General features: G+C 39.7%; 6 protein-coding genes. All 6 read right to left on the bottom strand.

Going from position 1 to position 12,830, the window contains the following annotated elements:
• Window positions 1–76: 76 nt before the first annotated feature.
• Window positions 77–3,829, bottom strand: coding sequence for an EAL domain-containing protein (locus Q4600_RS04170; protein ID WP_303513050.1), 3,753 nt, complete (start codon window positions 3,827–3,829; stop codon window positions 77–79).
• A gap of 254 nt (window positions 3,830–4,083) precedes the next feature.
• Window positions 4,084–4,557, bottom strand: coding sequence for an NYN domain-containing protein (locus Q4600_RS04165; protein WP_303513047.1), 474 nt, complete (start codon window positions 4,555–4,557; stop codon window positions 4,084–4,086).
• Window positions 4,558–4,636: 79 nt separating this feature from the next.
• Window positions 4,637–7,741: a multidrug efflux RND transporter permease subunit gene (locus Q4600_RS04160; protein ID WP_303513044.1), complete on the bottom strand. Its 3,105-nt coding sequence runs from the start codon at window positions 7,739–7,741 to the stop codon at window positions 4,637–4,639.
• The gene (locus Q4600_RS04155; protein ID WP_303513041.1) at window positions 7,741–8,925 is read right to left on the bottom strand and encodes an efflux RND transporter periplasmic adaptor subunit; all 1,185 of its coding nucleotides are present in this window, start codon (window positions 8,923–8,925) and stop codon (window positions 7,741–7,743) included. The genes Q4600_RS04160 and Q4600_RS04155 overlap by 1 nt, the downstream gene beginning before the upstream one ends.
• Before the next feature lie 306 nt (window positions 8,926–9,231).
• Complete coding sequence (locus Q4600_RS04150) at window positions 9,232–10,419, bottom strand: hypothetical protein (RefSeq protein ID WP_102526935.1); 1,188 nt, start codon at window positions 10,417–10,419, stop codon at window positions 9,232–9,234.
• A 554-nt stretch (window positions 10,420–10,973) separates the two neighbouring features.
• Window positions 10,974–12,641 carry an energy-dependent translational throttle protein EttA gene (ettA, locus tag Q4600_RS04145; protein WP_102526936.1) on the bottom strand — a complete coding sequence of 556 codons (1,668 nt, stop codon included), beginning with the start codon at window positions 12,639–12,641 and terminating at the stop codon, window positions 10,974–10,976.
• Window positions 12,642–12,830: the final 189 nt, after the last annotated feature.

The raw sequence follows: 12,830 nt of genomic DNA, 5'->3' as shown, positions 1-12,830 counted from the left end.
GCTAATTAATAAGGATTGTTGTCATTCAACCTCATCAGACCACAGCCGCGAGTTTTGGTGGCTTAGTTTAGATGACTTAGTTTAGGCTGCGTCTATTGACGAGGATTTCGCTAGCTGTTGGCTCGGTTACCGCAGGGCTAAATAAATATCCCTGACCAGTCAGGCAGCCTAATTCAATAAGCTTGGCTCTTTGCAAGTCAGCTTCAATACCTTCTGCGACAATATCCATATTAAGCTCAATACCTAATTGAATGATATTTTTTAATACTATTTCAGTCGCTTGGTTGTCTAATAAATTTTTGAGAAAACCCTGATCAATTTTTAAGGTATCTATCGGGAAATGGGTAAGGTAATTTAATGATGAAAACCCCGTGCCAAAGTCATCTAAAGCAATTCGTACGTTGAGTTTCTTGAGTTGCTTAAGCACGACTTCAGCGGTGTCGAAGTTTTCAATCAATAAGGACTCGGTTATTTCTAATTCGAGTTTTTCAGCTGGAAACCCCGTTTGAGCTAAAATTTCGGCGATATGCTCACAAATATCTGGTTGAGAGAGTTGTATTGGCGATATATTGACTGAAATATTATCTTTTAATAATCCTTGTTGATGCCATTTTTGCCCATCCGTGCACGCTTGTAAAAGTACCCAATAGCCAATTTCAATAATTTGGCCATTGCTTTCAGCTTCAGGGATAAACTTCACTGGTGATATGAGCCCTTCCGTTGGGTGATACCATCTTAATAATGCCTCAAACGAACAGACTTCACCATTAACCATATTGACCTTAGGTTGATAGTGAACTTGAAACTGCTTATTGATGAGAGCATTTTTCAATTGCTGCTTAATGGTGGTTTTTTCAAGTAGTGCTTGTGATAACGACTCATTGAAAAAATAAGCGCCATTGCGGCCAGCATGTTTAGCGGCGTACATGGCTGTGTCTGCATGTTTTAACAATGTTTTACAGTCAACGCCATCTTCAGGGAAGCAGGCGACCCCTATGCTTGCTGAGCTCGTTATCCAGTGTTCCTTTATTTGATAACCTGTATTAATGCTGGAGCGGATCTGCTCAATAATATTGATGAGTTTAGCTTGAGTGCCAGGATGTTGAATAATGATAGCAAATTCATCCCCGCCTAATCTTGCCAGTAAATCCTCTTCTTTAAGGGTGTTTGATAAACGTTTACTGACTTCAATAATCAACTCATCGCCAATATCATGGCCCATAGTATCATTCACTTCTTTAAAATAATCTAAGTCTATGAACACGACTGCCGCAGGTTTTTGTATATCATTGACTGTTAATTCGAGTTTGGCATTAAAACGGAAACGATTTGATAGGCCAGTTAAACTGTCAAAGTTGGCTCGATTACTGAGTTCGGTAATTTTTTGATAACGGGTATATAGATAAAGAATCGCGAGGAAAGCACAAATAATGATTAAGATAATAATGGCGTAGGACCACCAAGCTTGTTTGACCTTAAAATCAAACGAAGCGACATTTGGACTCCAGCGACCATCACTATTACTGCCTTGGGCAACAAAAGAATAGTGACCTGCATTAAGGTTGGTGTAAGTCGCTGAGGTATGACTGCCTGCATAGATCCATTCGTCATCAAAACCCAATAATCGATAACGATATTGATTCCTATACGGGGCGGTAAAGTCCATTGATGCAAAGGAGAATTGGACAATATTTTGTTCATAGTCTAATTGAACATCACCGATTTTTTGGTTGCTGTTAGGGCCTAAAAACTGTTCATTGGCAATCAGCGCAGAAGTGATATGGACTTTGGGTTTGAAGCGATTACTTTTGATGGCTTTAGTGTTAATTTTATACAGGCCATTATTAGAGCCTAGGTATAAATTATCGTTTTTCATCGCTATCGCAGAATCAGTAAATGAGCTGCCTTTTTCGTTAGTCGCACTTGGGTACTGTGTTACTTCAAAGGTATCAATATTCATTTTGGCGAATTTGGATTGCGAAGTAACCCAGACAAAACCATCTCGATTACCGGTAACTCCTCTTAAGGTGTTGCTGGTAAACCCTTGCTCTTTATTGAAGTATTTAATTTCAACAGGATCTTGCCACATTTCTCCCATTTCGATACGTGCGAGGCCCAATCCTTGGGTGGCAACCCAAATATGGTTATTTTCATCTTGATAAAGTTTAACGGTTCTTATGTTTTCTGTTTCTGAGCCAAGCGATAAATGCTTAACCTCGAAAGTCTCAGGATTCACTCTGTAAATGGCATTGGTTGTTGCTAACCATAGCTCGCCATTATGGATAAATTGCTTATCAAAAGTGAAGTTGCCTCCTGCGGCATAAGAAAAGTCATGTTCTGTCAGTAGTTGCTGTTTAATTCCTTCTTGAGGATTAAACAGGATCAGCCCCACATCTAAGTAACCCGTGATCCAAACATCGCCGTTATTATCAGGCAGCGCCAAATAGAAAGGACTATTAGGGAAGTCATGAGGATTATCTAGCGCGTTACTATAGTGGGTTAAGGTTTCATTAAGTGTGTTAAATACCGACAAACCATTTGCACTGGCAATCCAGAGGTTTTCTTCATCGTCTTTAATTGCACTGTATGGCGACGAAATTGATGCGTCTTCAATTGGGTTTAATTTTATCGCTTCTGTTTTATCGCTGATGAGATTTATTTTTTCTGATGTTGTTACCCAGACATCTTTGCTTTTATCGGTATTAATCCAATAAGTGAAAGGGCTAGATAATTCAGGTGAAAATGGGTGGGGTCTAAAAATTCGAGTGCCATGCTTAAACGGGGAGTAGTACGATGCCCCCATTGTTGTGGCGAACCAAATGCCGCCTGATTGATCAATCTGCAATTCACCGACAATATTATCTGCAATAGAACTAGGGTTGTAGGCTTGATGTTGTAGGTGGGTATAGCTCATTGTGTCTAATGTGACTTTTGTAGCGCCTTTGTCATGGGCTAGCCAAAGGGTATTGTCATTTTCAAGGGTGAGGTCATATATCGTATTTGATATAATTTGATCGATAGAAGGGTTATTTTCATCGATTACATAGGCAACTACTTCCATGGTTTTAGGGTTGAAATCGATTAAACCTTGTTGATAAGTTCCTAACCAAACTTGCTCGTCAGATATCACTTCAACGGCATTGATTGATCCTGTCATAATCTTATTGGTATCAGGATCTAAAGATGTGACTATATCTAACCGCTGGGTGTCCATGTTGACTGTCGTGAGTCCATAGTCTGTAGCAACCCATAGTGTATCTTTGTAATCACTAAAAATACTGTAAATGGAAGTATCGTATTGCTGACCATCTTCGTCAAAAAGTGAAAAACCCGTGAAGGTGTTTGTTTGCGAATTATATAGACTAATTCCTGCACCTGTACCTATCCAGATATTGTCATGCTTATCTTCATATATTCGCGTTACCCAACTAGAGCCAAGATTATTTTGACTGGTCTGCATATTGTGCAAAACCATTTCATTAGCAGGTGTTAGCTGATTGAGTCCATCTTCAGTACCGATCCAAATATTGCCGGCTTTATCTTCATAAATATCGGTGACATAGTTGTTTGAGATGTGATTCTTTTCATTAGGCGAAAACTGAAAATGAGTGAAGTTGATACCATCGTATCGGCTTGCACCACTGTCAGTGCCAAACCACATATAACCGCTTCGTTGTTGGTGAATAGTAGTAATACTAGAGGAAAGTAAGCCATCACTTACATTGAGGGTTTCAAGCTGGAATTGCTCAGCGTAGGCTAGTGAAAATATGCCGAAATTGACACAAATAGCAATGATAAAGCTATGTAGGTTGCTTGCCCGTAGAAACATCAACTTCTCTGCTATTTAGGGTGATTACTATTACGTAATTGTTACATAAAAAAATGCTCTATGGAATCCTGTATAGCAGATGACTTTGTTCGAACTGGCTTTGTTAACTTGATGTTAACATCTGATTTTAAAAGAAATATTTTATAGTTAAATTTTTAATGATGATTTAAATACTATTCAATAGCTTAAGCAATATATCTTCAATGTTTGGACTCATATCATGCAAATTAAACCTGAAATTAACTAACAGAAAACTAGAGCAATAAGTTTGATTCGATCGGGATATGACTGCCTATCACATCCAGCAATGATTTCGCTGTAAGAGCAGCGACACTGATCACCTGTGTATCGCAAGCATATTTCTGCGCTACCTTTGCCATCAATAAATCAAAGTCACCGTCACCTGAAAGCAGAATGACCTTATCAACGTGCTCAGCATAATCTAAAACGTCGATGGTTATCCCGACATCCCAATCGCCTTTTGCACTGCCGTCACTACGTTGAATATAAGGTTTAAGTTTAACCTCAAAACCAATGTGCCTCAGTGCATCTTGAAATTTGACTTGGCCATCATCTGCTGGGGCGATGGCATAAGCAAAAGCATACTCTACTCGAGCTTGTTGGCTCAGCATTTTAAAAAGCGCACGATAATTAAACGAGCGACCATAAGCCTGTTTACAGGTGTAATAGATGTTTTGTACATCAACAAATACCGCGATTTTTTCCATTATTACACCTGTTATTCCGTTATAAATGCTGACTAGTCAGGGATTGCTCGGATCTCGTCGTTAGCAAACCTAAAATTCACTACGCGCTTTTTTGCTTTTGAAGTTCAATAGCATCATTGAGTTGTTGTTCAACAAACCCTGGAGAGTGAGTCGCACCAGATATCAATCGATACATGGCAGGGATCACTAATAAGGTCACTAGAGTAGCAAATGCCATTCCAAAGAACACTACTGTACCGACTGCAATTCGACTTTCTGACCCTGCACCTGTTGACATAATCAATGGGATTGCACCAATAAGGGTGGTAAATGCGGTCATTAGAATAGGTCTTAAACGTCTAGCTGAAGCATCAATAATAGCTTGCTCTAATTCAAGACCTTTGTCTCTAAGCTGGTTGGCAAACTCAACAATCAAGATACCGTTCTTAGTCACCATACCAATCAACATAATCATGCCGATTTGGCTGTAAATATTAAGGCCTTGCCCAGTTAGGTATAAGCCTAAGAATCCACCAAATATTCCCATTGGTACGGTAAACATAACCACTAATGGGTTAATAAAGCTCTCAAATTGCGCAGCAAGAACTAAATAAGCGACTAACAAGGCTAAGCCGAATACAATAAAGATGCTGCTTTGGTTTTCTTTAAAGTCTTTTGATTCACCGGTATATGACACTGTGATATCACTTGGCAGCATTTCAATGGCTTTAGCGTCAAGAAAATCTAATGCTTCACCTAAAGTATGTCCAGCGCCTAAGTTTGCTTTTAGAGTGATCGATTTTTGCTTATTAAGATGACTTAATTTTTGTGCTGAAGCGACTTCGTCAATTTGAGTAATGGTATCTAAGGTGATCAGCTGGCCTGTTGCTGTGCGCATATATATCTGACTTAAATCAGCGACGCTGTTAAAACTGTTTTCATCACCGCGAAGATAAACATCATATTCTTCACCGCGCTCAATAAAAGTCGTTTCACTGCGGCCACCTAGCATGATTTCCAAGGTGTCAGATACCTCTGTAACACTGACGCCAAGCTCTGCTGCACGTTCACGATCAACGGTGACCAATAACTCAGGTGTTGTTTCTGCATAGTCAAGATCTGCACCTTCTAATATTGGGCTTAAGTCGGCCTCAAGTTGCAGTTTTTGTGCCCAGTCAAATAGTTCGTTGTAGTCAGAACCACCTAAAACAAATTGCACTGGCTCGCTAGATTTACCTCTAAAACCAGGCAGCATAGGGCGAACCATCACATCGGGAATGCCTTCAAGAGACTTAGCTACAATACCGAGTGCCTGTTGGGCATTGATAGAGCGATCTTTCCATTCTTCTAATTGAATAATGACAAAGCCGGTTTGGTCACCAGCACGACCACCAAAAGCGGGCGCCTGAGTACTGAATGACTTAATAAGACCATTACCCAGCATCGGCATTAATCTTTGCTCTACAATGTCCATATTGGCAGCCATGCGATTATAACTGGTGCCTTCTGCGCCTTTGATGAAGGCAAAAATCACTCCACGGTCTTCTTGTGGGGCAAGTTGAGCTGGAACTTGATTCAATAACCAGCCACTACCTACAAGACAGGCAATAATCACAACAGGCGCCGCGAAACGGTATTGAACTGCCTTTGAGACGATAGCGCGGTATTGCTGCTCAAGCTTATCAAATACTCCATCAACCCAAAGGTTAAAACGGTTAGGTTTAACATTGGCTTTAAGTAATTTACTGCCAAGTACAGGGGTTAAGGTGAGGGCGATAAGCGAGGAAAATAGCACTGATACGGCCAGCATTACCGAAAACTCAGTAAATAGTAACCCGACCATGCCCTCCATAAAGGAAATAGGTAGAAATACCATTACTAGTACAGCAGTGGTTGCCATGACTGCAAACCCAACTTCGCGCGCGCCTTTGTAGGCCGCTAAAATTGGCGGTTCGCCTTTTTCAATATGATGGAAAATATTCTCGACGACGACAATGGCGTCATCTACGACTAAACCAATGGATAATATTAAGGCCATTAAGGTTAATAGGTTAATAGAAAAACCGAAGGTATTTGCTGCGATAAAGGCTGAAATAAGTGACACTGGCACTGTTACAGCTGGGATTAAGGTCGCACGTACTTGGCCAATGAAAATATATAACACTAAAATTACTAAAATGGCGGTGATAATAAGCGTGTTATAAACTTCATCAATTGAGCGAGAGATAAAAATGGTGGAGTCGTAATCGACCACTAAAGCTGTGCCATCAGGTAAAAAGTCTTGGATTCTATCCACTTCTTTATGGACTAATTTGGCTACATCAAGCGGGTTAGCATCAGACTGAGCAATAATGCCTAAACTGATGTTAGTGACACCATCACTTTTAAACGTTGAGTTTTCGTTCTCTGCACCAATAAATACATCTGCAACATCTTTTAAGTAAATAGGCGTACCGTCATCGGCAGTGCGAACCACTAAATATTCAAAATCGTCGGGGCTGTTATAAAGCCTTGCCGTTCTTACTGTCATTACAGTGGTGTCGTTACGTACTTCTCCACCTGGGGTTTCTACGTTTTCAGTATTAAGTGCTGAGACGATATCATTGGCCGAAACATTACGACCCGCCATTAGCTCAGGTTTTAGCTGTACGTACATTACCTTGTATAAGCCACCTGATAATGAAATTGAGCTCACACCTGTAATTAAATTAAAGCGATCTTCTAGTACTCGCTGAGAGTAATCCGTCAGCTGAGTTCTATCCATGGTGGATGAACTCAAGTTGACGTAAATAGACGGCTCCCCTGAGCCATTATCTTTTGATACGACAGGATCGTCTGCTTCATCAGGTAATCGGCGTTGAGCGCGCGCAACAGCGTCACGTACATCACTGACGCCTTCAGTTAAATCCCAGCCTAATAAAAAGGTCACTGTAATACGTGACATACCGTTGCGGGTGACAGATTCAATTTCATCAACGCCACTGATACCTGTAAGTTCATCCTCAATGGTAGTGGTGATCTGGCTTTCCATAATCGTTGCCGAAGCACCGCTATATGTGGTCATGACTGTAACGACAGGGCTTTCGACATCTGGCATTTCTCTCACTGATAATTTTGACAGTGAAACAAGGCCAAATACCCCTAATAGCAAACTCAGAACAATCGCAACAACAGGGCGTTTAACTGATACATCAGAAAGCCACATTAACTTTTCTCCTGTTTAACTTCAGCTGTTGGGTTACTCAAAGATCCTAAGATTGATCCATTTTCTGAATGCATGTCTGAATCAACAATTGAATCATCTTCTTCATGGGCTAGCTTTTCCGCAGTACCTTGTTGCTCTAATACGTCTACTGAGACGCCATCACGCATATTAACTAAACCTTGAACGACAACAATATCACCAACGCTTAACCCTTCAGAGATCAGGACTTCATTATCAATACGGGCGCCGAGATTGACTTCAGTGCGCTTAGCAATGTTTTGGCTATCAACAAGATACACAAATCTTTTGGTGCCAGAGTATTCAATGGCTTGAACTGGGATGACAGGTTCAGAAACCGCAGGGAAGCTAAGCGTGGCCGCCATCATCATGCCAGGTTTTAACTTGTTATCTGGATTAGCAAATTCTACTCGCACACGTAAGTTTAAGGTGTCTTGATTAATACGCGAATCAATTGCGACTATTTCACCGTTAAACTCATGAGATGGCCATGCACGGCTTTGTGCTGACACTTTCATACCATTAGATAATAATGATAAGTAATGCTCAGGAACTTGTAAGTCGAGTCTCATGGTTGAAAGGTTGTCAAAAGACAGTAATTCGGTACCGACAGAAATCATCTTGCCAACGCTAAAATCGATTAAGCCTGCAGAGCCTGAAAATGGGGCATTAAGTGAGTGGTAATCTAAATCAGCTTGGGCTGCAGCCAATCTTGCCGCAGCAATATCAACACTGGCACGTTGAGCATCAATTTCGGTTTGAGTAATGGCATTGCTTGAAATGAGTTTAAGGAATTCCTTTAACTTTCTTTTTTCATCAGCAAGATAAGCGGCTGCTTCAGCTGTTGCTGCTTTGGCTTTTGAATCGTCTAGCTGAACCATGACTTGTCCAGCTTGAATGTCTTGATCGGGTTTTATCAAAATGTCACTAATTTTTCCGGCAACTTGAGAAGAAATAAAAACAGATTGTTCAGCATCAAGTTTGCCAATTAACGACAGTGATTGTGATAGTTCATGTTGATCGACAATACCAGTCACAACAGGAATAGTTTTTTGGGCTTTTCCCTTTGCATGAGGCTTGGCTTTATCTGCTTGAGATAAACCACTAAAAGACACAACAGCAGCGATAAGACTGCTTACTATGATAAGAAATGCCAGTTTTTTCATTTTTTGACTCTAAGAAAGATCAACAGACCGATTGCTGAATTAGGGTCTATTTTAATGAAAAAAAGTCATATAAGGGTAAAGGAATGTAAAGCTAAACATATAAGATTGTAAGGAAACATGCTGATAACATAAGTGTTTATCAAAATGATCTTAAATGTTGTTTGCCGATCTTACTTGTTACCAAATATATACAGTTGAATCTTTTTTTTAGTCAATAAGTCGTGTTTGAAAGGTAATGAGTAATTTATTTTTTCCAATAAAAAAGCCACCTTTTAGATAAGGTGGCTCGATGCTAGTAACTGGTTTTTACAGTTTCTCAGAAGGCGTTGAATCAAAGCTTTTATTTTGCTCTGTCGTTGTTGGTTCAATTCCCATGAAGTACTCATACCCTTTGTCTTGTAGGGTCTTCTTAGGTTTATTTACAGTAGCGTTAGCTTGATTGTTAACTAAGCTAGGCTGCTTTGGCTTCATCTTCATGGTTTGCTTTTTATGCTCGTTATCAGGCAAAGTAACCATGTCACTATTATGAGAATTGCTATTAAAGTTATAGCTAAACACACCGTTGCCCTGAATAAACTCAACACTGGATTTATCTTCAGAATGATAAGAAGCTAAAATGCCATGTTGGCCTAATGGCACTTCATGAAACAGTTCACGACCAGTACCAATTTTAACCCCATCTATAAACCAATCGGCAGCAACATTACTGACCAAGGTTATCATCGCAGATTTGAGCCCAAGTTGTTCATTGATTAATGAGTCGATTTTACTGTTATAAGATGGTTTGAATGCCATTTTAATTTTGTAATTTAAATTGCCACTCATATTCATGCTGGCATCAACAACATCGTAGGACAACAGCACACTTCGTTCATTTAAAAACGGGTCGGTTTTAATTGTATTGGTCACAATGTAATTTTCTGAGTCTTTTAAACAATCGTTAATAGACTGAAACTTAGAACATAAAGTTGAACCATCTAAATCGACAGATTGCACAGTATCTGGCTTAGATACATCTGCAATAACACGTTTGGTTATTTCACTTTTGAGTGCGGCTAGCTGTTCGTCTTTATTAGTACGAGTACTGTTGATGATATCGTACTCAGCCATGATTGATTTGTACTCTCGTTTTAGAGACTTGCCATCAATATCATACTTAGTTTCAAGTTGATCGACTTTAAGGACTAAAGTTTCGAGCTCTTTATAAAAGGAATCGAGATTAGCGCGAGATAAAATTCTTGTTGGCAGTTTAGAAACTAAATGCTCATATTCTGTTTGCTTACTCTTAATTTCAACGCTCAATGCATGATAATCAGATTCTTTCTTCTTATGAGTCGATAATTTATCGTTCGCAGAAATAAGTAAACTATCAATATTATACTTTTGCTCAATTTCTTGAAGTTTTTGCGTCTCACTACTAGAAATGATCTCTAAACCAAATGAGCTACTTGCATAAAAACATAATAAAATAAAAGTAATTTGACTATATCTCACTGATTCCTCCATTTTTAATTGATTTTTTGGTGTATAGCTTACGCTATAACAATTGGTCAACAGTTAGGTGATCCGTCAATAATTTTATAGTACTTAAGTTAATTTGTCTTTACAAATAGATTGTGGATTTTTGACGCTTTTTTACAACCCCCTCAAACTGTTTTGCAAGATGAATCAGTTACGGCACTCGCTTGATGCTGGTCGTTACCTTTAAATGTTACTTAAGTAACTATTAATGTTGAGTATATTTTATTTTTATCATACAAGGTGAGAATAGTTTATAGCTTGAGCATGATAGGAGTGAGTTCAAGGTCTAAAACATGAGGTTAATGAGTGATTGCAGCAAAAATGTTAACTTAACGCCAAAAGTCATTTTTATGACATTGCCTTATTTGAACTTATATTTTTAGCCGCTACAGCCTGATTTTTGTGCTAAACATAGAAAAGCCCCTGTTTAACAATACCTCGAGCGAGAGAGCATTATTACATGGGGCTTTAATATCGTATGAACAACTCAATTTACAACAATTAAATTGCGCACTTTTTGTGATGCCTTATTTAGCGATGCGCTTGTACTTCAGGCGATGAGGCTCAATGGCTTCGGTACCTAAGTGTTCTTTTAACCAAGCTGTATATTCAGTGTAGTTACCTTCATAGAAGTTAACTTGTCCTTCATCGCGGTAATCAAGAATATGGGTTGCGATTCTGTCTAAGAACCAACGGTCATGTGAAATAACCATGGCACAACCAGGGAACTCTAAAAGAGCTTCTTCTAATGCACGCAGTGTTTCAACGTCCAAGTCATTGGTTGGTTCATCGAGTAATAATACGTTGCCGCCAGCTTGCAATAATTTAGCAAGATGGACTCGGTTACGCTCACCGCCTGATAAAGTGCCAATGATTTTTTGTTGATCGCCACCGCGGAAATTAAAGCGGCCTACGTATGCACGACTCGGGATCTCAGTATTGTTGATACGCATGATATCTTGACCGTCTGAAATCTCTTGCCAAACTGTGTTCTTATCATTCATTGAATCACGGAACTGTTCAACTGAGGCTATTTGCACTGATTCGCCGACTTCAATGCTGCCGCTATCCGGTTGCTCTGCACCTGAAATCATCTTGAATAGTGTCGATTTACCTGCACCGTTGGCACCGATGATACCGACAATTGCGCCTTTTGGAACTGCGAAAGTTAAGTCATCAATCAATACTCGGTCACCATATGATTTGGTCAGGTTATTTACTTCAATAACCTTATCACCTAAGCGTGGCCCAGGAGGAATGAATAACTCATTGGTTTCATTTCGTTTTTGGTAATCATTGGTGTTCAACTCTTCAAAGCGAGCCATACGGGCCTTGCCTTTTGATTGACGACCTTTTGAACCTTGTCGTACCCATTCTAATTCTTTTTGAATGGTTTTCTGGCGCGCACTTTCTGTGGAAGATTCTTGTTGTAGACGAGCATCTTTTTGCTCTAACCAAGATGAGTAGTTACCTTCCCAAGGAATACCTTCACCACGGTCGAGTTCTAAAATCCAACCTGCAGCATTATCCAAGAAATATCTATCATGGGTAATAGCCACAACGGTGCCAGTATAGTCTTGTAAGAAACGTTCAAGCCAAGCGACTGATTCAGCATCCAAGTGGTTGGTTGGTTCATCGAGAAGCAACATGTCTGGCTTTTCAAGTAGTAAGCGACAAATCGCGACACGGCGACGTTCACCACCCGAAAGTACTTCGATTTTTTCATCCCAATCAGGCAGACGCAGTGCATTGGCTGCTCTATCTAATACCACATCAAGGTTATGAGCATCTTGAGATTGAATAATTGCTTCAAGCTGCCCTTGCTCTTTTGCAAGCGCATCAAAATCGGCATCTGGTTCAGCATAAAGTGCATACACTTCATCTAAACGTGTAAGCGCATTTTTAGCTTCGCTTACGGCTTCTTCGATAGCCTCACGGACGGTTTGAGATTCATCCAGCTTAGGTTCTTGAGGAAGGTAGCCGATTTTTAAATCTTGCATCGGGCGAGCTTCACCTTCGATTTCAGTATCTAACCCTGCCATGATTCTAAGCAGAGTAGATTTACCTGAACCGTTTAAACCCAGAACACCAATCTTGGCGCCAGGAAAAAAACTAAGGGAAATATCTTTAAGGATTTGTTTTTTAGGTGGAACAATCTTGCCCACTCTAAGCATGCTATATACAAACTGAGCCATATTTATATCTCTTTGACTAAGATTCGGACTAGGAAATTTAATTAATTCTACTTCAATCTCGCCGTAACTGAAAATCGAACTTTTGTCATTGAAGGTTTATTCCACACCGATAGGTCAAAAAACTACTTAACAAAAACAACCGAATAAAGTAATAATCGTCTACAACATAGTTGTAACAACCCGATTTAT

This window comes from Shewanella sp. 2_MG-2023 (assembly GCF_030548905.1).
Lineage (GTDB): Bacteria > Pseudomonadota > Gammaproteobacteria > Enterobacterales > Shewanellaceae > Shewanella > Shewanella electrodiphila.
The sequence above is the reverse complement of the archived record's forward strand: the minus strand, read 5'-3'. Positions and strand labels throughout refer to the sequence as shown.